Source organism: Pseudomonas sp. Hp2 (genome assembly GCF_006386585.1).
GTDB lineage: Bacteria > Pseudomonadota > Gammaproteobacteria > Xanthomonadales > Xanthomonadaceae > Pseudomonas_S > Pseudomonas_S boreopolis.
In genome coordinates this window covers 151,358-176,971 of record NZ_VAHJ01000006.1, presented here as the reverse complement: position 1 = coordinate 176,971, position 25,614 = coordinate 151,358, and the positions used below count along the sequence as shown (strand labels likewise).

22 protein-coding genes are annotated in these 25,614 nt (G+C 69.7%); 12 read left to right on the top strand and 10 right to left on the bottom strand.

The genetic code is table 11. The features are described from left to right. The 11 genes from FD678_RS17110 to FD678_RS17060 all read left to right on the top strand — a co-directional run bounded on the left by FD678_RS17110 (nucleotide 1) and on the right by FD678_RS17060 (nucleotide 10,257). Entirely contained in the window at nucleotides 1–510 is a 510-nt protein-coding gene (locus tag FD678_RS17110) for a cytochrome P460 family protein (RefSeq protein WP_140726648.1), read from the top strand. A 35-nt stretch (nucleotides 511–545) separates the two neighbouring features. Beyond that, nucleotides 546–962, top strand: coding sequence for an organic hydroperoxide resistance protein (locus FD678_RS17105; protein WP_140726645.1), 417 nt, complete (start codon nucleotides 546–548; stop codon nucleotides 960–962). Between the two features lie 185 nt (nucleotides 963–1,147). After that, complete coding sequence (locus FD678_RS17100) at nucleotides 1,148–1,849, top strand: cytochrome c biogenesis CcdA family protein (RefSeq protein ID WP_140726642.1); 702 nt, start codon at nucleotides 1,148–1,150, stop codon at nucleotides 1,847–1,849. Nucleotides 1,850–1,851: 2 nt separating this feature from the next. Next, nucleotides 1,852–2,427 carry a thioredoxin family protein gene (locus FD678_RS17095; protein WP_140726639.1) on the top strand — a complete coding sequence of 192 codons (576 nt, stop codon included), beginning with the start codon at nucleotides 1,852–1,854 and terminating at the stop codon, nucleotides 2,425–2,427. Nucleotides 2,428–2,670: 243 nt separating this feature from the next. After that, nucleotides 2,671–3,795: an acyl-CoA dehydrogenase family protein gene (locus tag FD678_RS17090; RefSeq protein WP_140726636.1), complete on the top strand. Its 1,125-nt coding sequence runs from the start codon at nucleotides 2,671–2,673 to the stop codon at nucleotides 3,793–3,795. 13 nt (nucleotides 3,796–3,808) lie between these two features. After that, nucleotides 3,809–4,669, top strand: coding sequence for a phosphate/phosphite/phosphonate ABC transporter substrate-binding protein (locus FD678_RS17085; protein WP_177497869.1), 861 nt, complete (start codon nucleotides 3,809–3,811; stop codon nucleotides 4,667–4,669). Beyond that, the gene (locus tag FD678_RS17080; RefSeq protein WP_140726633.1) at nucleotides 4,626–5,846 is read left to right on the top strand and encodes a ferritin-like domain-containing protein; all 1,221 of its coding nucleotides are present in this window, start codon (nucleotides 4,626–4,628) and stop codon (nucleotides 5,844–5,846) included. The genes FD678_RS17085 and FD678_RS17080 overlap by 44 nt, the downstream gene beginning before the upstream one ends. Before the next feature lie 490 nt (nucleotides 5,847–6,336). After that, entirely contained in the window at nucleotides 6,337–7,215 is an 879-nt protein-coding gene (locus tag FD678_RS17075; protein ID WP_140726629.1) for a hydroxypyruvate isomerase family protein, read from the top strand. A 29-nt stretch (nucleotides 7,216–7,244) separates the two neighbouring features. Continuing rightward, the gene (locus tag FD678_RS17070; protein WP_140726625.1) at nucleotides 7,245–8,930 is read left to right on the top strand and encodes a GMC oxidoreductase; all 1,686 of its coding nucleotides are present in this window, start codon (nucleotides 7,245–7,247) and stop codon (nucleotides 8,928–8,930) included. Next, nucleotides 8,930–9,478, top strand: a complete 549-nt coding sequence (locus FD678_RS17065) for a gluconate 2-dehydrogenase subunit 3 family protein (protein ID WP_140726622.1) — start codon at nucleotides 8,930–8,932, stop codon at nucleotides 9,476–9,478. Before FD678_RS17070 ends, FD678_RS17065 begins: the two co-directional genes overlap by 1 nt. Before the next feature lie 44 nt (nucleotides 9,479–9,522). Further along, on the top strand, nucleotides 9,523–10,257 hold the full coding sequence (locus FD678_RS17060; RefSeq protein WP_218569812.1) for a 3-keto-disaccharide hydrolase: 735 nt from the start codon (nucleotides 9,523–9,525) through the stop codon (nucleotides 10,255–10,257). 99 nt (nucleotides 10,258–10,356) lie between these two features. Here FD678_RS17060 and FD678_RS17055 read toward each other — a convergent pair whose 3' ends face one another. The 5 genes from FD678_RS17055 to FD678_RS17035 all read right to left on the bottom strand — a co-directional run bounded on the left by FD678_RS17055 (nucleotide 10,357) and on the right by FD678_RS17035 (nucleotide 15,094). After that, nucleotides 10,357–10,653 (bottom strand): c-type cytochrome, encoded by a 297-nt coding sequence (locus FD678_RS17055; protein ID WP_218569811.1) that lies wholly within the window; start codon nucleotides 10,651–10,653, stop codon nucleotides 10,357–10,359. A gap of 19 nt (nucleotides 10,654–10,672) precedes the next feature. Then, nucleotides 10,673–11,530 carry a sugar phosphate isomerase/epimerase family protein gene (locus tag FD678_RS17050; protein WP_140726619.1) on the bottom strand — a complete coding sequence of 286 codons (858 nt, stop codon included), beginning with the start codon at nucleotides 11,528–11,530 and terminating at the stop codon, nucleotides 10,673–10,675. A gap of 99 nt (nucleotides 11,531–11,629) precedes the next feature. Next, entirely contained in the window at nucleotides 11,630–12,775 is a 1,146-nt protein-coding gene (locus FD678_RS17045; protein WP_140726616.1) for a Gfo/Idh/MocA family protein, read from the bottom strand. Between the two features lie 12 nt (nucleotides 12,776–12,787). Beyond that, nucleotides 12,788–14,014 (bottom strand): nucleoside permease, encoded by a 1,227-nt coding sequence (locus FD678_RS17040; RefSeq protein WP_140726613.1) that lies wholly within the window; start codon nucleotides 14,012–14,014, stop codon nucleotides 12,788–12,790. A gap of 27 nt (nucleotides 14,015–14,041) precedes the next feature. Further along, on the bottom strand, nucleotides 14,042–15,094 hold the full coding sequence (locus tag FD678_RS17035) for a sugar phosphate isomerase/epimerase family protein (RefSeq protein ID WP_140726610.1): 1,053 nt from the start codon (nucleotides 15,092–15,094) through the stop codon (nucleotides 14,042–14,044). Nucleotides 15,095–15,188: 94 nt separating this feature from the next. On the opposite strand from FD678_RS17035, the gene FD678_RS17030 reads away from it, so the two are divergent. Further along, nucleotides 15,189–16,193, top strand: coding sequence for a LacI family DNA-binding transcriptional regulator (locus FD678_RS17030; protein WP_140726607.1), 1,005 nt, complete (start codon nucleotides 15,189–15,191; stop codon nucleotides 16,191–16,193). Nucleotides 16,194–16,238: 45 nt separating this feature from the next. Here FD678_RS17030 and FD678_RS17025 read toward each other — a convergent pair whose 3' ends face one another. The 5 genes from FD678_RS17025 to FD678_RS17005 all read right to left on the bottom strand — a co-directional run bounded on the left by FD678_RS17025 (nucleotide 16,239) and on the right by FD678_RS17005 (nucleotide 25,425). Further along, nucleotides 16,239–17,225 (bottom strand): alpha/beta hydrolase, encoded by a 987-nt coding sequence (locus tag FD678_RS17025; RefSeq protein ID WP_218569810.1) that lies wholly within the window; start codon nucleotides 17,223–17,225, stop codon nucleotides 16,239–16,241. 9 nt (nucleotides 17,226–17,234) lie between these two features. After that, nucleotides 17,235–19,823: a glycoside hydrolase family 2 protein gene (locus FD678_RS17020; RefSeq protein ID WP_218569809.1), complete on the bottom strand. Its 2,589-nt coding sequence runs from the start codon at nucleotides 19,821–19,823 to the stop codon at nucleotides 17,235–17,237. Between the two features lie 118 nt (nucleotides 19,824–19,941). Beyond that, a complete protein-coding gene (locus tag FD678_RS17015; RefSeq protein ID WP_140726604.1) occupies nucleotides 19,942–21,150 on the bottom strand; it encodes a glycoside hydrolase family 27 protein in 1,209 nt (402 codons plus the stop codon). Nucleotides 21,151–21,310: 160 nt separating this feature from the next. Then, on the bottom strand, nucleotides 21,311–23,380 hold the full coding sequence (locus FD678_RS17010; RefSeq protein ID WP_140726601.1) for a beta-galactosidase: 2,070 nt from the start codon (nucleotides 23,378–23,380) through the stop codon (nucleotides 21,311–21,313). An 80-nt stretch (nucleotides 23,381–23,460) separates the two neighbouring features. Continuing rightward, nucleotides 23,461–25,425 (bottom strand): sialate O-acetylesterase, encoded by a 1,965-nt coding sequence (locus tag FD678_RS17005; RefSeq protein WP_177497867.1) that lies wholly within the window; start codon nucleotides 25,423–25,425, stop codon nucleotides 23,461–23,463. Nucleotides 25,426–25,614 lie beyond the last annotated feature (189 nt).

Here is a 25,614-nt window from a genome sequence, read left to right as displayed (position 1 = left end):
ATGAAACCGATCCATGCCGGCTTGTTGCTCGGCGCTGTCGGCGGCCTCGCGCTGGGCGCGGTCCATGCGATGCGCGTCCACGGCGACGAACGGCCGGCCGCGCCCCTCTACGGCGTGAAGCTGCCCGACGGCTACCGCGATTGGCCGCTGGTGGCGCCGGCGCAGGAAGCCGCGCCGCTCGACGAACTGCGCGCGGTCCTCGCCAATCCCACCGCACTGCGCGCCTACCGCGACGGCGTGCGCCCGTTCCCCGACGGCAGCGTGCTGGTCAAGCTCGCATGGAAGCACGAGCCGTCGCCGGACTTTGCCCCGGCCTCGATCCCCGGCGCGGCCACCACCGTGCAGGTGATGGTCAAGGATTCCAGGCGCTATGCCGCCACCGGCGGCTGGGGCTACGGCCGCTTCGTCGGCGGCCAGCCCGTCGACGAAGCCCAGCACCGCACTTGCCATGCCTGCCACGCCGCACGCGTGAAGGACCGCGACTACGTGTTCACCCGCTACGCGCCGTGACCCTCACGGCGCATCCCACCCACCAGGAGGTTCCCATGCAGTCCATCGACACCGTTCTCTACACCGGCCGCACCCATGTCGTCGGCGGCCGCGAAGGCCACGCCCGCAGCGACGACGGCCAACTCGACGTCGCCCTGTCGCCGCCCGGCAGCGGGCGGCCCGGCACCAACCCCGAGCAACTGTTCGCCGCCGGCTGGTCGGCCTGCTTCGAAGGCGCGATGGGCATCGCCGCACGCCAGCTCAGGATCGCGCTGCCCAAGGAAACGGCCATCGATGCCGAAGTGGACCTCGGCAAGGCCGGCGACGACTACCTGCTGCAGGCGCGCCTCGACGTCTCACTGCCGGGCCTGCCGCGCGACCAGGCGCAGGCGTTGGTCGATGCCGCGCACCGGACCTGCCCGTACTCCAAGGCGACCCGCGGCAACATCGAGGTACGCATCCGGCTCGTCTGACCCGCACCGGTACCGACCGCACCGCCGGCATGGATGCCGGCGGCTCGGTTTATCGCCCCCATGCGTACCTCGACGTCGGCGCCGTGCGGCCCGACGAACTCGCTTACAAAAACCCGGTTCCGGGGACATGCTCCAGCGACACGCGCGCGCTCGAATGAAGCCACTCCACCGCACGCAGGCTTCCCATGATCGAGTACGTCCTGGCCATCGCCGCCGGCATGGCCACGCTCCTTTCCCCCTGCATCCTGCCCGTCCTGCCGATCGTGCTGGCGACGACCGCCGGCCGCGGACGCGGCGAACCGCTGCTGGTCATCGCCGGGTTCGTCGCCACCTTCGCGGCCAGCGGCATCCTCATCGGAGCGTTGTCGGCGTCTTCCGGCGAGCTGCAGGGCGCCATCCGCACCGCCTCCATCGGCGTGCTGCTCCTCGCCGGCCTGTCCTGCTTCTGGCCGGCGCCCTTCGACTGGCTGGTGGCGCGCTTGCGGCAATGGCGTGCGGGGCGCGCGTCGGGCATGCCGCGCAAGCCGGCCGGCGGCGCGCTCGGGCCCTTGTTGATAGGCGCATCGCTGGGGCTGGCATGGGCGCCTTGCGCAGGCCCCGTGCTCGCCTCGGTGCTGGCGCTGGCCGCGAGCGCGCAAGCGCCGGCCCGCGCCTGCGCGCTGCTCGGCGCGTATGCCGCCGGTGCGGGCGTGCCGATGCTGCTCGTCGCCTATGGCGGCAACTGGGTCACCTCGCGGCTGGCCTTCCTGCAACGCCGCGCCGTGCTCGTCCGCCGCATGTTCGGTGCCGTCGCCGTCGGCGTCGCCGTGCTGCAACTGCTCCAGTACGACGTACTGGTGTCCGCCTGGGCCACGCAGTGGCTCCCTTCCCTCTCGCAAGGACTCTGACCATGAACACCGGCATCATCAAACCCGTGCTGACCCTGCTGGCCGCCTGCATCTTCGCCTCGGCCTGTTCGCCGAACGTGGCCGCCGATCCCGTCGAACCCACCCACACCGCGCCTGCGCCGCTCGCTCCTGAGTTCAAGGGCATCGACCGTTGGCTCAACGGCCCGCCGCAGAGCCTGCGGCAACTGCGCGGCAAGGTGGTGCTCGTCGAGTTCTGGACGTACTCGTGCATCAACTGCATCCATGTGCTCCCGCACGTGAAGCAGTGGCACGAGAAGTACCGGGACCAGGGCCTGGTCGTGGTCGGCGTGCACACGCCCGAGTACGGCTACGAAAGGAAACTGGAGAACCTGCAGGCGGCCGTGGCGCGCTTCAGCATCGGCTACCCGGTGGCGCAGGACAACGGCTACCAGACCTGGAACGCCTACCGCAACCAGTACTGGCCGGCGCTGTACCTGATCGACCAGGAAGGCCGCATCGTCTACCAGCATTTCGGCGAAGGCGGCTACGACGCCACCGAGGCGAGGATCCGCGAGCTGCTCCGCAGGAACGAAGCGGGCTCGCCGGCGCGCACGTGACGCGGCCAGCACGGCGGGCCGCCGCTGGCGGCCTGCCGTTTCCCCGGCCGGCCCGGGCGACGCTACACTCGGGCCTCCAGGCGGGCGGCCATCGTCCCTCCGACGGGTCGCAGTTGCAGGTCTGCACCGATCCCGCGCCTGGCCCGCGGCATGGCGCCCGATGCGCGCCACGCGCGCCTCTCACCAGCGAGCCGATCGCGGCCGAGGTCCGGCCGTTCCTGCCCATTGCTGCCTGGAGATCCCATGACGCCATCGTTCCTGCAAGCGCTCGATCCCATCGTCCGCGACGTGATAGCTCCCGCCGCCGAGGCCACCGACCGCGAGGCGCGCTACCCGCGCGCGGCCCTGCAGGCGCTGGGCCAGGCCGGATTGCTCGGCCTGCTGAGCGCGCCGGACGTGGGCGGCCAGGGGCTGGGCATGGCGGAAGCCTCGCAGGTGGTGCAGCGCATCGCGCAGGACTGCCCCTCCACCGCGATGGTGCTGACCATGCACTACGCCGGCACGGTGCTCATCGAGAAGTACGGCCCCCGCGACCTGCGCGAAGCCATCGCCGCCGGCCGCCACGTCACCACGCTGGCATGGTCGGAAACCGGATCGCGCAGCCATTTCTGGGCACCGGTGGGCAGCGCCCGCCGCGAGGGCGACGAGGTGGTGCTCGACGCGTCCAAGAGCATGGTCACTTCCGCCGCGGAAGCGGATTCCTACGTATGGTCCTCGCGCCCCGTCCAGGGCGAGGAGGCATCGAGCATCTGGCTGGTCGACAGCAGGCTGCCCGGCCTCGCCCGGCCGCAGCCGTTCGACGGCCTCGGGCTGCGCGGCAACGCCTCGGCCCCGGTCAGGGCCGAGGGCGTGCGGATCGCCTACGCCGACCTGCTCGGCGAGGATGGCAAAGGCGGCGATCTGATGAACGCCGATACGTTGCCGGTGTTCGCCACCCTGGTCGCTTCCGGCTGCATCGGCATCATGGACGGCACGCTGGCGCGCGCGGTTGCGCACGTCGCGCGCAACCGCTTCGCCGAAAGCGGCACGTCGTTGTCCGAACTGCCCACCATCCGCGCCTATCTCGCGCGTGCGCAGATCCGTGCCGACCAGGCCCGCACGCTGCGCGACGACACCCTGGCCGCGATCGCCGGCGGCCGCGCCGATACCCTGCTGCGCGTGCTGGAAGTGAAGGCCAGCGCCGCCGAGGCCGCGCTGGAGGTCACCGACATCGCCATGCGCGTCTGCGGCGGTGCCGCGTTCCGCAAGGACGTGGGCATCGAGCGCCTGTTCCGCGATGCGCGCGCGGCCTCGATCATGGCCCCCACCACCGACGTGCTGTACGACTTCATCGGCAACGCCTTGTGCGAAGCCGCGGCGGCGCAGTGAACGGGAGCCCGCGATGACCCGCCCCTACATGCTCGGCGCCGTGGCCTACGCGCCCAAGGTCGTCACCATCTGGGAAGGCTTCAAGGCCTACCTGAGCCAGCGCGGCTTCGCGCTGGACTACCTGCTCTATTCCAACTACGAGGCCCAGGTGGAGGCCCAGTTCGCGGGCGACATCGCCTTCGCCTGGAACTCGCCCCTGGCATGGGTGCGCGCCGATCGCATCGCGCGCGCCCGCGGCCAGGCCGTGCAGTCGCTGGCGATGCGCGACACCGACCAGGACCTGCAATCGGTGCTGGTGGTGAAGGCCGACAGCCCCGTGCGGACGCTCCCGGACCTGCGCGGCAAGCGCGTGGGCTTCGGCGCCATCGACTCGCCGCAGGCCACGCTGATCCCGCTGGACCACCTGCAGCACGAAGCCGGCCTGGTCCCCGGCCGCGACTACGAGGTGCGCCGCTTCGACGTGCTGGGTGGCAAGCATGGCGACCACGTCGGCGGCGAGCGCGATGCCGCCGCGGCGATGCTCGCTGGCGAGGTGGAGGCGAGCTGGATGATCGCTGGCAACCACCTCGCCTTCGCCAGGGAAGGCCTGCTGCCGGCCGGCGGCACGCGCGTGCTCGCCACCACCGGGTCGTACGACCATTGCACCATGACCGTCAGCCCCGGCGTGGACGCCGAGGCCGCGCGGCGCTTCGGCGAGCTGCTGCTGGCCATGGACTGGAACGACGCGCAGGTACGCCCGCTGCTAGAACTGGAAGGACTGAAGCAATGGCGCAACGGCCGCACGCAGGGATTCCGCCTGCTGGAACGCGCCGCCACCGAACAGGGGTTCTATGACGAGCGTGGGCACATCGTCGCCGCCGACTATCGATATTGAGTCGCTGGGGTTCGACGCCGGCGCGCACCTGCTGGTCAAGCACGCGCTGGCGGCCCTGGCCCCGGGGCAGGCGCTGCGCGTCGTCGGGCATGCTCCCGGCTGGCAGGCGCACCTGGCCGACTGGTGCCGCGCGCAGGGCCACGCCTTGCAATGGGAAGACGACCTGCGCCGCCAGGCCCGCGTGGTGCGCGGCGATGCCGAGTCCGGACGCTGGCACGATGCCGCACACACCGGCCACGCCGACCCGCGCCTGCCCGGTGCCGTGGCCGAGCGCGCCGCGCCCGGATGGGGACTGGCCGCGCGCGGTGCGCGGGTGGAGGCGGGCTCGCCCGCGTTCGCCTTCCGCCTGGACCGCAAGGACGAACTGTGGACCGACAATGCGGCCATGCTGTACGCGCAGGCGGTGAGCGCGCAGTGGGATCCGGAGACGGCGCTGGACTGGAACGTCACCTTCGCGCATCCGCCGGAGGTCGAAGCCGCGATCCGCCAGGTCATGACCTATATGGTCGAGAACGAGAACGCCGCGCTGCTGGTGCCGGCGCGTTTCCTCGGCCAGATCCATCCGCACTACCGCGAGCTGCAGGCCGCCTTGGCCATCCAGGTGGCCGACGAGGCGCGCCACATCGACGTGTTCACGCGCCGCATCCGCATGGGCGGTGCCGAACCGGCGCTGTCCACCGCCGGCGGCCAGGCCTCGCTCAAGAGCCTGCTGGACGAACCGGACTTCTCCGTCGCCGCCTTCCTGCTTTCGGTGCTGGGCGAAGGCACCTTCGTCAACCTGCTGCACTTCCTGCGCGAGTGCGCGCCGGACCCGCTGACGCGCGACATCGCGCGGCTGGCCGCGCGCGACGAGGCGCGCCACGTCGCGCTGGGCATGGCCCACCTGCAACACCGCCTGCAGCAGGAACCCGCGTTGCGCATCCGGCTGGCGCGCGCGATCGAGCAGCGCCACGAACACCTGTCCGGCACCGCCGGCCTCAACGAGGAAGTGTTCGACGCCTTGATCCTGATCGCCGCCGGCGCGTTGGCGCCCGCGGCGATCGCGCGGGGGTTCGCGCAAGTGCAGGCCCTGATGCGCGAAATGGCCGACGGCCGCTATACCCGGCTGGTCCGGCTCGGCTTCGAACCCGCCGAAGCCGAACGCCTGGCCGCGTTGCACACGCGCAACTTCATGTAGCGCCGCATGAACGCTTCACGCGTGCGATGAACCCGGCGGCCCGCGCAGCATGCGGACGAAGCCGGCGACCGTCATCATGGGATCGGATCCCGTACGTCTTTCCGAACGCCGGTTCTGTTGCAGTGCATCGAGAAACGCCTCCGTCCGCATCCCGCTCGATGCTTGCCGTCCGCGAACGCCGCGCTCCCGCGTCGATCGGCATGCGCGCCCGCGCGCGCGCCACCATGCGTTCGCCCGCGTGTCGCCTGCATCGAACCGCGCAGGATGTTGTGCTTTGCAGCACAAAGTCGCGCCTCGCGGGCCTTGCAATCGGTCGTTTCGCTGCTTATCGTGCAATCGATTGCATCCAGACGAATTCACAGGATTCGCGCCGGTTGGGAGGCCGGTAGCCGATGGATATCCGTTCGACCCGCTCCACCCATCGCATCCAGCGCCAGGCCCCGCCCGGTGCCCTCGCACGATGCTTCCTTCGCCGATCGAGGAAACCGGGATGAGCTTCTCCGAGCATAAAACCACGCGCCGCGACGCCCTGCGCGCGGCGGTGATCGGCGGCCTCGGGCTGACCGTGGCCGGGGCGGTCCCCGGGATCGCCGCCGCGAAGCCGCTCAAGGGCAACCTGAAGCATTCGGTCGCCCGCTGGACGTTCAACCAGCAATCGATCGCCCAGCTTTGCCAGACGGTGAAGAGCCTCGGCTTTTCCGCCATCGACCTGGTCGGCCCGGAAGACTGGCCCACCTTGAAGGCGCACGGCGTGGTCAGCTCGATGTGCAATGGCGCCGAGCTGGGCCTGGACAAGGGCTTCGCTGCCACCCAGTTCCACGACCAGCTGGTGGAGCGCTATACCCGGCACATCGACCTGGTCGCCGACGCCGGCTATCGCAACCTCATCTGCTTCTCCGGCAATCGCAACGGCATGGATCCCCAGGAAGGCCTGGCGAACGCCGAGGCGGGGCTCAAGCGCATCCTCGGCCATGCCGAGAAGCGCGGCGTCGTGCTGGTGATGGAGCTGCTGAACTCCCGGGTGGACCACCCCGACTACCTCTGCGACCACTCCGAGTGGGGCGTCGAGCTGTGCAAGCGGATCGGGTCGAGCAACTTCGGGTTGCTCTACGACATCTACCACATGCAGATCATGGAAGGCGACATCATCGCCAGCATCCGCCGGAACCACCAGTACTTCGTGCACTACCACACCGCGGGCGTGCCGGGCCGGCACGAGATCGGCGAGAACCAGGAGCTCTACTATCCCGCCATCTGCCGTGCGATCCGCGAGACCGGCTTCGACGGCTACCTGGCGCAGGAGTTCATTCCCGAGGCGCCGGATCCCGTCGCCTCGCTGCGCGAGGCGATACGCCTCTGCGACGCCTGACACCACGTATCCACCAGGGAAACACACCCATGGCAGACAATCACTACGACGCAATCGTCGTCGGATCGGGCATCAGTGGCGGTTGGGCCGCCAAGGAGCTGACCGAGAAGGGGCTCAAGGTCCTCATGCTCGAGCGCGGGCGCAACATCGAGCACGTCAAGGACTACGTCAACGCGATGAAGGAGTCGTGGGACTACCCGCACCGCAACGTCCCGACCCAGGCCATGAAGGCCGACTACCCGGTCCTGAAGCGCGACTACGGCCTGTCCGAAAGCACGCTGGGGATGTGGGCCAACGAGAAGGAATGCCCCTACACCGAGACCCAGCGGTTCGACTGGTTCCGCGGCTACCACGTCGGCGGCCGCTCGCTGTTGTGGGGCCGGCAGAGCTACCGCTTCTCGAACATGGATTTCGAGGCGAACGCCAAGGAGGGCATCGCCATCGACTGGCCGATCCGCTATCCCGACCTGGCGCCCTGGTACGACCACGTGGAGAGGTTCGCGGGCATCGCCGGCACCGTCGAGGGCCTGGACGTGCTGCCCGATGGCCAGTTCCTGCCGCCCATCCCGTTGAACATCGTCGAGAAGGACGTGGCGGCGCGGATCAAGAAGGCGTTCGGCGGCACCCGCCACATGATCCACTCGCGCACCGCGAACATCACCGAGCCCAAGGTCGAGCAGGGCCGCGTCAACTGCCAGTACCGCAACAAGTGCGTCCTGGGCTGCCCGTTCGGCGCCTACTTCTCGACCCAGTCGGCGACGCTGCCGGCGGCGATGAAGACGGGCAACCTCACGCTCCGTCCGTTCTCGATCGTCAAGGAAGTGCTCTACGACAAGGACCGCAAGCGGGCGCGCGGGGTCGAGATCATCGATGCCGAGAACGGCCAGACCTACCAGTACACGGCCAACGTCATCTTCCTCAACGCCTCGGCCTTCAACTCGACCTGGGTGCTGATGAACTCGGCCACCGACGTGTGGGAGGGCGGCCTGGGCTCGTCTTCCGGCGAACTGGGCCACAACGTGATGGACCACCACTTCCAGGTCGGCGCCTCCGGCGTGGTCGAGGGCTACGAGGACAAGTACTACTTCGGCCGTCGTCCCTGCGGTTTCTACATTCCGCGCTTCCGCAACGTCGGCGGCGACAAGCGCGACTATCTCCGCGGGTTCGGGTACCAAGGCGGGGCCAGCCGCGCCGGCTGGTCGCGCAGCGTCGCCGAGCTCAACGTCGGCGCCGGACTGAAGGAGGCGCTCACCATGCCCGGGGACTGGACCATCGGCATGACGGCCTTCGGCGAGATGCTGCCCTACCACGACAACACGATCAGCCTCGACCGGACCCGCAAGGACAAGTGGGGCCTGCCCGTGCTGGCGATGAACGTCTCCATCCGCGAGAACGAGCGGGCCATGCGCAAGGACATGGGCGCCGATGCCGCCGAGATGCTGGAGGCCGCCGGCGTCAAGAACGTCAAGGCGTACGAGGGCGACTACGCCCCGGGCATGGCCATACACGAGATGGGCACGGCGAGGATGGGCCGCGACCCCAAGACCTCGGTCCTGAACAAGCACAACCAGGTCTGGGACGCGCCGAACGTCTATGTGACGGACGGTGCATGCATGACGTCCAGCTCCTGCGTGAACCCATCGTTGACCTACATGGCCATGACGGCGCGCGCCGCGGACCATGCCGTGCGCGAACTCAAAGCGGGGAACCTGTGATGGAACGTCGTGAGCTCCTGAAAATGATCGCGGCCGCCACCGGCGCGGCGATGATCGGCCTGCCGGCCTTCGTCTACGGGCAGTCGCCCCTGCCCAACGGCAAGCCTGCGTTCTCCGAGCGCGACGTCGCCCTGCTCGACGAGATCGCGGAGACGATCCTGCCGCGGACCCAGACGCCGGGGGCGAAGGATGCCGGCGCGGGCCTGTTCATGGCGCAATTCGTGACCGACTGCTACACGCCCGAAGACCAGGCGACGTTCCGCGCCGGCCTGGCCGATATCGACAAGCGCGCCGGCGGCCGCTTCATGGCGATGGCGCCGGAAGCCCGCACCGCGCTGCTGAGCGCGCTGGACAGCGAGGCCAAGGCGCCCGCCGGCCCGAGCCAGGCGAAGCCGCACTACTTCACGATGATCAAGCAACTGGTCATCTTCAGCTTCTTCACCTCCAAGGCGGGAGCGACCGAGGCACTGCGCTACGTCGCCGTGCCCGGGCGCTACGACGGGGACCTGGCCTACGAACGCGGCACGCCGGCCTGGGCGACCAGCTGAGGAAAGCCGGCTACCCGCGCGATTCGATTCTCCTGGAGGGAAAGATGCTGAAGAAACCTGTCGTGATGGCGGCCTGCGTCCTGGCCGCGGCCCCCGTGTCCGCCCAGGTACAGGGCGATCCGGCCAAGACCGAGGTCTGGAAGCCGGTCCCGGCGGTGGTGGCCACGCCCGAGGGCGCCGCGCCATCCGACGCCGTGGTGCTGTTCGACGGCAAGGACCTCTCCGCCTGGGAGAGCGAACAGGGCGGCAAGGCGCCCTGGACCGTGGCCGATGGGGCGTTCACCGTGGTACCGGGCAGCAAGGGCATCCGCACGAAGCAGCGCTTCTGCGACATCCAGCTCCACATCGAATGGCGCAGCCCCACCCAGACCAAGGGATTCGATGGCCAGAACCGCGGCAACAGCGGCATATTCCTGCAGGAGCTCTACGAGCTGCAGGTACTGGACAGCTACGACAACCCGACCTACTCCAACGGCCAGGCGGCCTCGATCTACAAGCAGGCGATCCCGCTGGTGAACGCCTCGCGCGCCCCGGGCCAATGGCAGGCGTACGACGTCATCTGGAAGGCGCCGCGCTTCTCCGAAGGCGGCGGGCTCGTCTCGCCCGCCCGCATCACCGTGTTGCACAACGGCGTGCTCGTGCAGAACGACACCGTCCTGTCGGGCAAGACCGAATACATCGGGGCGCCCTCCTACGCGCCGCATGGCTGCGCCCCGATCTATCTCCAGGACCACGATTCCAAGGTCAGCTTCCGCAACATCTGGGTGCGCGAGCTGTAGGAAGGAGGCCCCGCCGTTCCCGCTTCCGCGGGAATGGCGGCGAAGCTGATTTCCGGCATCCGCCGGAGACGGAGAGCGAGGCGCCCGCCTCGCTCCCGCTCACTGCTTCAGGAAGGCCGTGATGTCCTCGACATCCTTTTCCGACAGTTGGGGGAAGGGCGGCATCAGCCCGCCGCCCTTCCTGATCTTTTCCTTCATCTGCTTCGGGTCGAGCCGCTTGCCGACGTCGGTCAGGGCCGGGAACGTCCCGGCCATGCCGCTGCGATCGGCGCCATGGCAGGCGGAGCAGTTCGACGCGTAGAGCTTGGCGCCCGCCGCGGCATCCTGCGCCGAGGCAGGCATGCTCGCGAGCGTCGTGGCGAGGGGCAGCAGGATCGCTGCCAGGATCGGCTTCAACATGGCATTCCCCACGGCGTCAGCGTCCCGCGCCCGCGGGCAGGTGTTGTTCGAGGTAGGCCGCGCCGGCCTTGATGACGGCGGCCGGATCGCGCGGCTGGTCGTGCTCGATGATGTACCACTTCACCCCTGCCTTGGCCGCGGCGGGGAGGATCGCGTTCCAGTCCAGGACGCCCTTGCCGACGGCGGCGAAGCCTCCCTCGTCCTTGGCCTGCCCTTGCGGGGCGTTGTCCTTGGCATGCACCGCGAACACGCGCCCGCGCAGCTCGCCTAGCAGTGCCACCGGATCGTGGCCGGCACGCCCGACCCAGGCCAGGTCGAGCTCGGCTTTGACGCCGGGACCGGCCGCCTCGAGCATGTGTTCGAGCGCGGTCTTGCCGCCGAAATCGACGATCTCGAAATCGTGGTTGTGGTAGGCGAGCGTCATGCCCGCGGCCTGGACCTTCTTCGAGATCTCGCCCAGCTCCTTGCCCAGCGCGGCCCAGCCGGCGGCGTCGCGCGGGCGCTCTTCTTCCTGCAGGTACGGCACCACGAGCGTGGCGTTGCCGATCGCCTTGTTGAACGCCACCACGCCATCGAGGTTGCCGCGCAGCTCGGCCAGCTGCACGTGGGCCGAGATCGCCTTGATCGAATACTTGTCCAGCAGCCGCTTCAGCTCGCCGGCGGAGACGTTCTGGGTGCCGACGGTCTCCACCGCGCGGATGCCCGCGTCGTGGACGATCTTAAGCTGGTCGTCGAGCGAAGCGACGTTGCGCAGCGTGTACATCTGCACCGCGATGGGCTTGTCCTTGGCCCCGGCGTCCTTCGCGAAGACAGGCAGGGCGACGCAGAACATGAGTACGGCGGCCGCGAAGCTGCGCGGCAGGGTGATCGTCATGGTTTCCTCCCGAGATTCTGATGACGGTGATGGCTCGCGTTCATGGCGTAGGAGTGGTCGTTGGCGCGTTTCGGCCCGCTCTCGCGTTCGGTGGCCGGGTCAACGCTGGCCGTGGTTCGCGCCGGCGATCGGCGTCCACGCGCGCGTCCTGGACGATGCGATGACGCCGTCGACGATCAGGGCCGAGCGCAGCCCGTCGTCGAACGTCGGCAGCCCTTCCGGCCGCTCGCCCGCGATGGCGCGGTAGGTGTCCTGGACGAAGGCCTCGAAGCAGTTGCCGTAGCCTTGCGCGTGGCCGGCCGGCAGCACCGCGAGCCTGCGCTGTTCGGCGCTTCCCGCGCCCGGGCCGCGGACGAAGATCTCCTCGCGCTGGTCGGGGAAGCCCATCCAGAGCCGTTCGCTGTCTTCCTGGTCGAACGCCACGCTGGACTTGGCGCCGTCGATCTCGAACCAGAGGCGGTTCCTGCGCCCGGCCGAGACCTGGCTCACGGTCAGCGACGCCAGGACGCCGTTGCCGGTCTTGAACATGGCCGCCGCCACGTCTTCGCTCGACACGGCGTGCTTCTCGCCGCCGGCCGCAGGCGTCGTGAAGCTCTTGCTGGTGGCGGCGCCCCGCTCGGCGATCACGGTCTCGAACACGGCGCTGACCTCGGCGAACCGCTCGCCGGTGAGCCATTCCACCAGGTCGCACCAGTGCGAGCCGATATCGGCGAACACGCGCGAAGCGCCGCCGAGCGCCGGATCGACGCGCCAGTTGTTGCTGGCCGGGTCCAGCAGCCAGTCCTGCAGGTAGCTGCCGTGGATGAGCCGCAGCGGGCCCAGGTCGCCCTGGGCGATGCGCGCGCGCGCCTCGCGCACGACCGGGTGATAGCGGTAGACGAAGGGCACCGTGGCCACCAGACCGGTGGATGCGGCCAGCTCCGCCAGCGCCCGCGCATCCTGCGCGGTCGTGGCCAGCGGCTTTTCGCAGACCACGTGCTTGCCCGCCTCCAGCGCGGCCTGCGCCATCGCCCGGTGCAGGTGGTTGGGGGTGCACACGTGCACGACCTGCACCTGCGGGTCGGCCACGGCCTCCTCGATGTCGCGATAGGCGCGCGGCACGTCCCAGGCCTGCGCCACTTCCCGGGCGCGCTCCGGCGACGAGGCGCCCACGCCCCTGACGACGGCGCCGGCCAGCAGCGCCGCGCGGCGGTGCACGGCGCCGATCATCCCGGTGCCCATGATGGCGATTCCAAGCTTGCTCATCGATCCGGATCCTCAGTGCGCGGAAGGCGTGGACGGCGCGGCGGCGGCGGCCGGCCGTTCGCGGAACAGGAACAGGAAGGCGACCAGCACGACCAGCGCGACGCTCGCCGGGAACAGCCAGATCTGCCGCCAGTCCGGGCCGGCCGCGGTGGTGTAGTGCTCCACCACCGCGCCGGACAGGAAGGTGCCGATCAGCATGCCGACGCCGTACGTCGCCAGCGTGATGAAGCCCTGCGCGCTGCTGCGCGAGTCGGGGCCGGCGTGGGCGTCGGTGTAGATCTGGCCGGTGACGAAGAAGAAGTCGTAGCAGATGCCGTGCAGCACGATGCCGATCACCAGCAGCGCGAAGCCGGAGCCGGCATCGCCGTAGGCGAACATGCCGTAGCGCAGCACCCACGCCCCCATGCCCACCGCCAGCATGGTCTTGACGCCCAGCCGCGCGAACAGGAACGGCATGGCCAGCATCAGCAGCACCTCGGACACCTGGCCCAGCGACTGCAGGCCGGCGGCGCCGCGCACGCCGAGGTCGTTGAGATAGGGATTGGTGAAGTTGTAGTAGAACGACAGCGGGATGCAGATCGCGATCGAGGCCAGGAAGAACACCAGGTAGGAGCGCGACTTCAGCAGGCGCAGCGCGTCCAGCCCCAGGATCTTGCCCAGGCCCGCGTTGCGCTGCTGCGCCAGCGGCGGCGTATGCGGGAGGCTGAGCGCATACAGGCCGAGGACCAGCGAGGCGAGCGCGGCCATCCGGAAGGTGAGTTCGAGCCGATGCGCCTGCTCCCAGCCCAGCCAGCCGATCAGCACGCCGGCGACGATCCAGCCGATGCTGCCGGCCACGCGCACGGGCGGGAACTGCTTCTCCGGCGCCTGCATGTGCCGCATCGCGATGCTGTTGGCCAGCGCCAGCGTCGGCATGAACAGCAGCATGTAGACCATGACGCAGGTCGCGAACGTGCCGAAGTCGGTCGCCGTGGAGGCGATCCACATCAGCACCGCGCCGGCCAGGTGCAGCACCGCCAGGATGCGCTGCGCGGCGAAGTAGCGGTCGGCGATCAGACCGACCAGGAACGGCGCGACGATCGCGCCGATGGACTGGCTGAGGAAGGCGGTCGCCACCTGGCTGGCGCTGGCCTGCAGCGGGCCCTGCACCAGGTACGTGCCCAGGGTCACGAACCACGCGCCCCAGATGAAGAACTGCAGGAACATCATCGCGCTCAGGCGCGACATGGCGAACGTCATGACTTCCCCTCCCAGGTCGGTGTTGGTTCAGATCCCCAGCACGCCGCGCAGCGCTTCCGGGCTGGTGCCGCTCCCGGCGAAGTCGTCGAAGGCGCGCTCGGTCACGCGGATGATGTGGTCGCGGATGAAGGCGGCGCCCTCCCGTGCGCCGTCTTCCGGATGCTTCAGGCAGCACTCCCACTCCAGCACCGCCCAGCCCGGGAAGTCGTACTGGGCCAGCTTGGAGAAGATCGCCTTGAAGTCGACCTGGCCATCGCCCAGCGACCGGAACCGCCCCGGGCGATCGATCCAGTTCTGGTAGCCGCCGTAGACGCCGCTGCGCGCGCTGGCGCGGTATTCGGCGTCCTTGACGTGGAAGATGCCGATCCGCTCGTGATAGCGGTCGATGAAGCCCAGGTAGTCCATCTGCTGCAGCAGCAGGTGGCTGGGGTCGAAGAGGATCTTGGCGCGCGGGTGGTCGTCGACGGCTTCGAGGAACCGCTCGAAGGTCGCGCCGTCGTGCAGGTCTTCGCCGGGATGGAGCTCGTAGCACAGGTCCACCCCGCAGGCATCGAACGCATCCAGGATCGGGCGCCAGCGGCGGCCGAGCTCGGCGAAGGCCTCTTCCACCAGGCCGGCTGGCCGTTGCGGCCACGGGTAGAAATAAGGCCACGCCAGGGCGCCGGAAAAGGTGGCGTGCGCGGCGAGCCCCAGGCGCTGGCTGGCCTTGGCCGCGAGCATCAGCTGCTCGACCGCCCAGCCCTGCCGGGCGGCGGGATCGCCGCGCTTTTCCTGCGGGGCGAAGCCGTCGAACAAGGCGTCGTAGGCCGGGTGGACCGCGACCAGTTGCCCTTGCAGGTGCGTGGACAGCTCGGTGATCCGGATGCCGTGCCCGGCCAGCATGCCGGCGATGTCGTCGCAATAGGCCTGGCTCTGCGCGGCCTGGGCGAGATCGAAGAGGTGCGGCGCGTTGGTGGGCACTTGTACGCCAGAATAGCCGAGCCCGGCGGCCCATCCGGCCAAGGTGTCCAATCGATCGAACGGAGGCTTGTCACCGATGAACTGCGCGAGGAACAGCGCCGGACCCTTGAGCGTTTTCATGCCATTCCATCTTGATGCAATCGATTGCACGATCCTAGCATGGGAACCCCGGAACAATCGTTGTGCACCGCATCGACGGAGGCCAGACTAGGGCATGCCCACCATCTACGACATCGCAAGGCATGCCGGAGTCTCGGCAGGCACCGTGTCCCGCGCGCTCTCCCGGCCGGAGAAGGTCCTGCCGGCCACGCGGCAGCGCATCGAGCAGGCCGCCGCCGTGCTGGGCTATGTCCCCAACGCGGCGGCCAGGACCCTCAAGACCCAGCGCAGCGGCAAGATCCTGGTCACGGTGCCCGACATCGCCAATCCGTTCTTCGCGCAGATCCTGCAGGGGGCCGAGGAAGCCGCGCAGGCGGCCGGCTACGCCGTCCTGCTCGGCGATACCCAGCACCTGCCGGAGCGGGAGGAACGCTACGCGCAGATGCTCCGCCGCAACGAGGCGGACGGCCTGATCGTGCTGGGGCACCGGCTGCCGCCGACGGCGCGGGAGATCGTCAGGCAGTTCGGCGCCACCGCGCCGGTCGTCAACGGATGCGAGTTCGACCCGGCGCTGGGCATCCCCAGCGTCCATATCGACAATGCCGCGGCCTCGCGCGCCGCGATGGAACACCTGTACGCCCTTGGGCATGAGCGGATCGCCGTGGTCGGCGGTCCACCCGACAATCCGCTGCACCAGCAACGGCTGGAAGGCGCCCGGGCCGCCGCCAGGGCGCGCGGCCGGCTGCGCCTCATGACGACCGTACCGGGCGATTTCTCGGTCGAATCCGGCTACGCGGCGGCACGCAAGCTGCTGGCCCAGTCGCCCGCGCCCACCGCCGCGTTCTGCTTCAGCGACCAGATGGCGCTGGGCGTGCTCGCCGCGTGCCGGGACCTGGGCATCCGCGTGCCGGAGGACTTCTCGATCGTCGGCTTCGACGACCTGGCCTCCTCGCGCTACCTCACGCCGCCGTTGACGACGATCGCCCAGCCCATGCGCGAGATCGGCATCCGGGCCGTCAACCTCCTGCTCGCCATCGTCGAGGCCGTGGAAGTCCCCCACCAGCAGACGCTGGATTTCAACCTGATGCTGCGCGGGTCGACCGCGGCACCCGCGTCGTAGGAGCACTCGCCGTGCCACGGCGCCGGCACAGGCGCGCGCGCCGGGTCAGCGGAAGAGCTTCTGCGCGAAGTAGTAGAGGTTGTTGGCCCAGCTGTCGCCGTCGTGGCCGTGGTCGTCGACGTTCCAGACGTGCGGGATGCGGTGCTGCTTCAGGTAGGCCTGCACGCCCTGCGCAACGTTGATCAAGCCATCGCGGTTGCCGCACGACAGGTACAGCAGCGCGAACCGCGCGCGCGCATCCTCCGGATCCGGCAGCAGCTCCGCCGGCGGCCGCGTATTCGGGGCCGGCGAGAACGCGCCGATCCAGGCGAAGGTATCGGGATGCCCGAGGCCGAAGTTCAACGCCTGCCCGCCGCCCATCGAGAGCCCGGCGATCGCGCGGTGTTCGCGGTCGGCCTGGACCGGGTACTTCGCCTCGATCGCCGGGATCAGGAAGTCGAGCAGGTCGCGCTCGAACCTGGCGAAACCGGCGGCGTTCTCCGGGGTGAACACGCGGTCTTCCGGCGGGCTGCGATCGTCCGGCAGCGCGCGCCCATTGGGCATCACGACGATCATCGGCACGGCCTTGCCGTCGGCGATCAGGTTGTCCAGGATCGCTTGCGCGCGCACATAGCCCCGCCACTCGTCCTGGTTGCCGCCGATGCCGTGCAGCAGATAGAGCACCGGGTATTTGCGCTTGGCCGAGTAGCCGGCCGGCAGGTAGACGTTGGCCTGGCGCGTGGTGCCGGTAACGCCGGAGTGGTAGGCGAAGGTCTCCACCCTGCCCCGTGCGATGCCGGCCCGCTCGTCGCGGAACCCGGCCGGGGCCTCGGGAAACGCGCGTACGTCGTCCGGACCGAGCACGATGGGCCGGGCGAAGTTGGCGCGCGCCCGCTCGGGCGTGACCTGTACTTGATCCGGCGCGCGATCCTGCGCGAACGCGGCACCCGCGATGGCGAACAGGCAACAGGCCAGCGCCGCGATCACCCGCATGGACCACCCGGCGATCGGGGACGCACTGGAAAACGCGATGTGTACTGAACGGTTGTGCATGTCGGAACCTCATTTTTCGGGCAGCGCTATCACCCGCACCTCGCTCAGTGCGGCAGGGTGCTCGGGCGTGACGTCGGGGAAACGGATGCGCAGGAAGGCCGCGGCGTGAGGCTTGTCGAACAGCGCGAAGTCGTAGCTCCTGCGCCCGCCCTTGCCCTCCCCGACCTGTTGCCATTCGGTGTTGTCCTTGCTGATCTCGACGACAAAGTCGGCGCCCTGGTCGTCGGGCATCACCAGGGCCAGCCAATGCAACGCGTAGACGTTCTCCAGGTGGATCAACCAGAAGGCGGAACCGTCCTTGGCGCTGGCCTTCCACCAGGTCTGCTCCTGGTCGTCGTTGGCCTTGGGGCCTTCGTGGCCAGGCTCGGCGCCGCTGCTGGCGGTCGGCCGGTTGATCGCGATGTTGACCGGATCGCCCGGGAACGCGATGCGGGTGAACGGCGGATAGGCGACGACGGGCTGGTCGGGGGCGAGCGGCGACTGGCCGGGAACGAAGCGGTCCGGCCCGGTCGTCGTGATCGTGATGCGCGCCGGCTTCAGGCCCGGCGAGGTCGCCTCGATGACGCTCTCGCCGGCGTAGTAGGAGCGGAAGCTGATCGCGGCCTGGCCGTCGCGGATCGCGACCAGCGACTTGTTGCTGAAGGCGATGCGGCGGCCGGTGGGGAACTTGCCCGGGCCGCTGACGATGGTCAGCGTCACGTCCGGCGAGTTGCTCAGCGCACGGCCGTGCTCGTCCTGCACGGTGACGACCAGATGGGCATCGTCCAGGCCCTGGGTGCCGTGGATGACGGTCTGGCTGGCGCTCAACTGCAACTGCGCGGGCGTGCCGTCCACCGGCCAGGCCGGCGGCGGCACGCCCGCGTAGGTACTGCGGTACCAGTAGTACTGGCGCTTGGGCAGGCGGAAGTAGTCGATGAAGCCCATCGAGCCGAACTCGATGGAGGCGATGGAGCCGTGGTCGAACGCGCACCACAGCGCTTCGCCCGAGCGCCAGGGATAGCGCCACGCGTACGGCCGGGGGTTGTCCTTCTGGTCCGGCGTATCGGGCATGAGCCCGAAGCCGGGCGCGTAGTCGCCGGGACGGTTGACCATGGTGGAGCCGTACTCGGACACGACCGAAGGCACGCCGGGATCCAGGAACAGCGTCGCGCCGTCGCCGTTGTAGCCGGCCACGTCGCCCAGCTTGTCGATCCCGCCGCGCTGCGCGCCGCCGATGGCGACCGGCCGCGTCGGGTCGATGCGGTGGAAGAACGCCACCTCGCGCTTGAGGAAATCCCGCATCGCCTCCATCGCATCGCCCTTGGTGAAGAAGGGTTCGTTGCTGGCGCTCCACACGAAGACCGACGGGCGGTTGCGATGGATGCGCACCATCTCCTCGACCTGCTGCAGCACGCTGGCCTCGAACGCAGGCCTGTCCGCCGGGTCCGGCGGATAGGCGCTGGACAGCCAACTGCCGTCGGCGCCGAAGCCGCCGATGCCCCAGAACGGCGCTTCCGACCAGAACAGGATGCCAAGTTCGTCCGTCGCCTTCGTGAAGGCCGGCGAGTGCGGATAGTGCGAGCCGCGGATGAAGTTGAAGCCGGCGTCCTTGACCATCTTCACGTCGCGCCGGGCCGCGCCGTCGGTCACGCCGTCGCCCCAACCGGCCTGGTCCTGGTGCACGTTGGCGCCGACCAGGTAGAGATGCTTGCCGTTGAGGAAGAAGCCCCGGTCGGCGGTGAACTTGACCGTGCGGATGCCGAACGGCGTCTCGAAGCGGTCGACGAGCCGGCCGTCCACGTAGAGCTGGCTGAGCAGCGTGTACAGATAGGGCTGGTCCGGCGACCACAGCCGCGGCCGGGCGATCTCGGGCAGGGTCTGGTCGTAGTCGAACATGCCGGTGGCGGGCACGGCCTGCTCGCTGCGCTGCGTGGCGACGCGCTTGCCGGTGGCGTCCAGCACGTCCGAGACCAGGGTCACCCGGGCTTCCCTGTCGCGTTCGTTGCGCACCTCGGTCCGCACGCGCACGGTGGCGCGCGCGTCCGATACCTGCGGCGTGGTCACGAAGGTGCCGTACCAGGCCACGTGCACGGGATCGGTGACGACCAGGCGCACGTTGCGGTAGATGCCGCCCGAGAACACGTGCTCGCCGGCGCGCGGCGCCACGCGGGCGTTCCATTCGTTGTTGACGTGCACGGCCAGCAAGTTGCGGCCCGCCTTCGCGTACGGCGTGATGTCGACGCTGAAGCCGGTGTAGCCGCCGACGTGGCGGCCGGCCCGGTGGCCGTTGACCCATATCACCGCGTCCTGGAAGACGCCGTCGAACTCCAGGGTGATGCGCTTGCCGATGGCGCTGGCCGGCACGTCCAGTTGCTTGCGATACCAGCCATGGCCGACGTAGAACCCGGTGCCGAGGAAGTACGGTTCGGAGAACGAATGCGGCAGGTCCACGCGACGCCACTGCGAGGTGTCGTAGCCGGGTTCCTGCGCGCCGGGCGGGTTGCCCAACTGGAGCAGCCAGTCGCGGTTGATGACCTCGCTGCTGCGCGTCGTCGCGCCGGCGATGTTCGCGAGCAACCCGATGCACAAGGCGGCGGCGATGCGGAGAAGCGTCTTCACGTCGATATCCCGCGTCCGATGGAAGGACCGAGCCGGCGTTGCGCCGCGGTCCCGGGGTGGGAACGGCCGCCATTCCACCCGGCGGCCTCGGTTCCGATGACGGTCGCAGCCGGCCCGATCACGGCACCGGCGTGATGCGCACCATGATCACGCCATGCGCGGCGACCGTGCCGCCGTAGCCGTCGCGCACGTTCCTGTAGACCTTCTTGCTCCAAAGGTCCTTCACGTCGGCCTTCAGGCCGGCGGGCAGGTGCAGTTGGTCCCAGCTCACCCGCATCTCGGACGGCGCCTTGCCGCGGTTGAACAGCACCACGGCGTGGTCGCCGCCCTGGAGCGGGCGCGCCCAGATCTCGAGGTCGCCCTGCTTCCAGATGCGCCTGGCCTGCTGGCCCAGCGGATCCTGGTCGACGGCGATGACGTCCGCGTTGGTGAGGATGCGGCGGGTGTCCTCGTCCATCGTGGACAGGTCGTTGCCGGCGATCAACGGCGCGGCCAGCATCGCCCAGAGCGAGAAGTGCGACTCGTACTCGGTGGTCGTCATGCCACCGTTGCCCACTTCCAGCATGTCCGGATCGTTCCAGGCATTCGGCCCGGAGTAGCGCCAGAGCTCGGCCTGCAGGTCGAGGATGTTGGTCATGCCGAGCGAGTAGCCCTTCTTGCCCTCCCAGGCGTCGTAGATGTCGCCGGTGGTGCGCCACAGGTGGCCGACCGGCTGGGCCCAGCGCTCGGGATGGTTGTCGCCCCATTCGCAGATCGACAGCACGATGTCGCGCCCCGACTCGCGCAGCGCCTTGGCCATGATGGTGTAGGCGGCTTCCGCGTTGCGCGGGCCGGTGTAGCACCAGTCGTACTTCAGGTAGTCCACGCCCCACCTGGCGTACTGGCGCGCGTCCTGGAACTCGTGGCCGGCGCTGCCCGGGCGGCCGCCGCAGGTGAGCGCGCCGGCGTCGGAATAGAGGCCGAACTTCAGCCCCTTCGAATGCACGTAATCCGCCAATGCCTTGATGCCGCTGGGAAAGCGCTCGGGATCGGCGACGATGTTGCCGTCGGCGTCGCGGCCCTTCTGCCAGCAGTCGTCGATGACGATGTACCGATAGCCGGCATCCTTCATGCCGGAAGCCACCATCGCATCGGCCTGCCGGCGCACCAGCGCCTCGTCGATGTTGCACCCGTACTTGTTCCACGAGTTCCACCCCATCGGCGGCGCCGCGGCGAGCAGCGGCTTGGGCGCGTCGAGCTTGAGCGTCTCGTGGGCGTGGACGTGCGCGGCGGCGGCCAGGCCGAGCAGGATGACGGCGTGCGCGATGCGTCGGACAAGCTGGAGCATGGACGATTCCTCTTGAGCGATGTCGATAACCATGGAATGGATTGAAGCCGCCTGGCGGGCCGGGCGCCGGCCAGGCCGGCGTGCATTCGCCCGCACCCAGGCAAGGCCCGAGGAACGGCGGCAAGTCATGCCATGAGGCCTGGTTGCGGCACCGGCGGGCTCATCGGCCCGGTTCCAGCAACTCGGCGCCCATCGGCGGCAGGGTCAACGTGCCGGTCCAGCTGCGCCCGCCGATGATGCCTTTCATCGTGCCCTCGATCGGGATGTCCTTGGGCTCGCCGGTGGTGTTGACGTAGTAGCTGCGCCCCTGCACGACCCGCGCGTAGACGCCCTCCGGCGTCTTCGGGCCGGCCTCCAGCCCCAGGCTCGGGTAGAGCTGGCGGAACAGCGCTCCCATCAGCGCGGGCTGCGCCACCGTGCCGACGTAGATCGCGCGCCCCTTGCCGAAGCGGTTGACCGTGACCGCCGGCAGTTGGCCGTCGGTGTTGGTGAAACGCGCGAGCACGTCGGCGGTCGAAGGCTCCAGCACCTCGACGAAGCCGTTGTCGCCCTCCACGTCGGCCCCGCCGATGCGCGCCCGCACCCTGCCCGCGTTGAAGAACTCGTTGGTACGCAGGCCGAACACGTCGGTCAGGCCGCCGGGCAGCGGCGTGTCGAACCACTGGTTGTGGTCGTTCACCTTGGCCGATTGCGCCGTCATCACGACCGTCCCGCCCGCGGCGACGTACTTGCGCACGTTGTCCGCCGAGGCCTTGTCCAGCAAGTACATGCCCGGCACGACCACCAGCTTGTAGCGGCCCAGGTCCTCGTTGCCGAGGTAGATCACGGCCACGTCGATGTTGTCCCGGAACAGCGGCGCGTAGGCGGCGTGCGCCTGCTTCAGGTAGCCCGGGTTCACGTAGGGCCGCACGGTATTGGACATGCCCTCCCGGGGTGGGTTGGTCGCGATGACGTTGTCGAACGCGTAGGCGATCGCCACCTCGGGCCGCTGCAGGCGCGGGAAGCCGAGTTTCTCCAGCTTGCGGAATTCGGCCGCGATGGTGGCGAACTCGTCGAGCTTCCACGAGGGGCGGTCGTCATGGTCGATGAGGCCGAACAGCGCCTGCTCCTCGCCGCCATGATGGCTGTGCCAGGTCCAGGGCATCACCGCCTGGGCGCCCATCAGCAGGCCGAAGTGGGCCCACATGCGCGAACGGCCGCGCGTGCCGTAGTAGCCGGGCCCGCCGGCCGTGAACTCATTGAACCAGATCGGCGCGTTCATGCCGGCGCGCATCATGGTGGCCTCGAATCCCGCGCTGAGCGGATCGCCGGGATAGAAGCCCATCGCGCCGTAGCTCACGTAGCGGCGATAGCTGGCCAGGTAGTCGAAGCCCTTGCGATCGGCGCTGGCCCACAGGTTCGAGATGGCCGGCTTGTCGGGCACGTTCCTCTCGCGCACGGCCTCCAGCAGTTCCAGCACCTCGATGGTCTGCTCCGACCAGAAGCGCCGCAGATCGAGATAGCGCTCGTAGGGACCCGGGCCGTCGATGTAAGGCAGCCGCACCTCGTCCCAGGTGTTCAGGCGGCGGGACCAGCGCTGCGTGGCCCAGGCCTTGTTCAGCGCCTCGATGGTGCCGTAGCGCTTCTTGAGCCAGCCGATGAAGCGCTGCCGATCGGCTTCCGAGTACGACACCATGCCGTTGCCGCTCTCGTTGTTGTAGCCGATGGCGAACAGCGCGGGGTGCTTGGCGTAGCGCTTGGTCATCGTGTCGGCCAGGCGCGCCAGCAGGCGCCGATAGTCCGGGTCGCTGGTGTCGTCCATGTAACGCTCGGCCGGATCGAGGCGGATGCCGTACTGGTTGACGATGTCAACGCCCGGATACTTCCTGTGCAGCCAGATCGGCGCCGGTTGCCCGGGGATGTCCATGATCACCTTCAGGCCGGCGGCCTGCATGCGGTCCATGATCCAGTCGAACAGCGCGAAGTCGAACCGGCCTTCCTCCGGTTCGAAGGAATCCCAGGCCAGGTCGCCCATCCGCACGACCTTCATGCCGGCCTGCTTCATGCGGTCGATGTCGCGCTGGATCTGCGCGCGATCGGCGCGGTCGAAGGGCTGGTAGTTGGTGCCCACGTAGAGCTGGCCGGCGCCGGGCCAGTCGGTCCGGCCATCGGCGCTTTGCGCACGGATGGCCGGCGAGGCCAGCGCTGCGAGCGACAGCAGGGTGCACAGGATCGTTTTTCTCGATGTCATCGCAAATCCAGGATCAGGCGGGGAAGCGCGCGCCGCGCGGGAAACGGTTCATGGAAGCGCTCGCGGGATGGGTCATGAGGTCAGCGTCCATAGCGGCGGGCGGCGGACTCCAGCGGCCAGTCGTCGGTGCGCAGCGGCGGCAGCGGCAGGCCGTCGCCGCCGACGATGTTGGCCTCGCTCGGGTTGTTGACCCAGGCATAGCGTGCGGCCACCGGCGCCGCCACCGTGGGGCTGCGCAGCACGATCGCGTCGCCCTCGAAGCGGGCTTCGGCCGGCTCCCAGCGGCGGTCGGCGCCGGCCAGGTAGAAGCCGCGCAGTGGCTCGCCGGCGCGCGCGGTGTGCAGGCCGCCGGCGGTGTCGCCGAAGCGAAGCCGGAACTCGCCGCCGTGCGCGGACTGGCTGATCAGGCGCGGGCCGCCGGCCGGCGCCGCGCGCAGGCCCAGCTCGTGCAGGGCCAGCGCGGCCAGGCGCTGGCCCACGGTGCGTTTGTTGCGCGGATGGATGTCGACCGCGTCGCCCACGTCGATGGCCGTGGCCATGCCGGTGTGGGGCAAGGCCAGGGCCGCGGCCTGGCTCGCGCGCAGTTCGGCCCAGGCGTTGCCGTCGGGCCGGTTGTCGGCCAGCGGGAACCAGGCGGCCAGTTGCACGAACAGGAAGGGCATGTCCGGGTCGCCGAACTGCTGCCGCCAGTCCTGGATCAGGCGCTTGAAGCCGTCGGCATAGGCGGCGGCGCGGCCGGCGTTCTCCTCGCCCTGGTACCAGAGCACGCCGCGCACGGCCAGGCCCTGCAGCGGCGCGATCAGGCCGTTGTGGCCCAGCGTTGGCCCGTCGTTCGCGACGGGGCCGGCCGGCGCCGCGACCTGCTCCACCCGCGCCCGCCAGGCGCCGGTCAAGGGAATCGCGCCGGCCGCGGTGTCCAGGCGCAGGTCGGCCGCATCGCCATGGATGCCGCCGTTGCCGCCGGTGTCGGTGATGCGCACGGCGATCCAGTTGGCGCCCGTGCGCAGCAGGCCGGCGGACAGCGCATAACGCCGCGGCTGCTCCCAGCCGCACTGGCCGCCGACGCGCTGGCCGTTGACCCAGGTCTCGTCGCAATCGTCCACCTGGGCCAGGTGCAGCTGGGCGGCGCCGGCGGCCTGGGCCGCCGTGAGTTCCACCCGTTTGCGCATCCACACCACGCCGTCCAGGTTGGCCAGGCCCTCGCCTTCCCAATAGTGCAGCGCCTGCAGCGTGGGCCAGTCGCGGTCGATGTCCGCGGCGGCGGACCAGCCGCCCGCATCCACGCCCTGCAACGGCAGGCCCGGTTGCCATGCCGCCACCCGGCCGAGCACGCGCTGGCGCAGGCCGGTGCCGAAGCTGGCGTTGTCGGCGGGCAGCGCCCGCACCGCGGGCGCGAGGTCGGGGTCCTGCAGCGCCGCGTCGCGGCGCACCCAGGTCTCCAGCATCGAGCCGCCCCAGGCGGTCTGGATCAGGCCGATCGGCACGCCCTGCACCGCCTGCACCTGGCGCGCGAAGTGGTAGCCGACCGCGCTGAACTCGCCCACCTTGCCCGGCTCGGCCACCGCCCAGGGCGCGGCCGCGATCTCGGCCTCGGGCGTCACGCTGGCGCGCAGCGGCACGCGCAACTGGCGCAGCTGCGGGTTCTGCGGCGACGCCACCTCCTGCGGCCCGGTGTCGGTCTGCGCCAGCGGCCACTCCATGTTCGACTGGCCGCCGAGCAGCCACACGTCGCCGATCAGCACGTCGTCCAGCTCGACGGTCTGGTCGCCCTCGACGCGCAGCCGGTGCGGGCCGCCGGCAGGCAGCGGGGCGAGTCGCACGCGCCAGCGGCCGTCGGCGCCCACGCGCGTGCTGACCTTGCGGCCGGCGAGTTCGACCGTCAGCGTCTGGCCCGGCGTGGCCTGGCCCCAGAGCTGCAGCGGGCGGTCGCGCTGCAGCACCATGTGCTCGCCGAACACGTTGGCGAGGCGCACCTCGGCGTGCGCGCTGGCGGCCAGCAAAGCGAGCAGCAGGGAGAGGGAGATCTTCTTCAGCGGATTCTTCATCGCGTTCCTCGTGGAGTCACCGTTCCGCAGTTCCGCACCGTTGCTGCCCCTGTCGCTTCCGTGGGCGGAAGCGGTGGCGCCCAGGAACATCGCGCCGCCGATGGGGACGCGCACGATCGGCGATGAGGAAGGCCGGGTGCGCGACGTTTGGCACCACGGCCTCTCGGGAGCGTTCTTCATGGCGAGGTT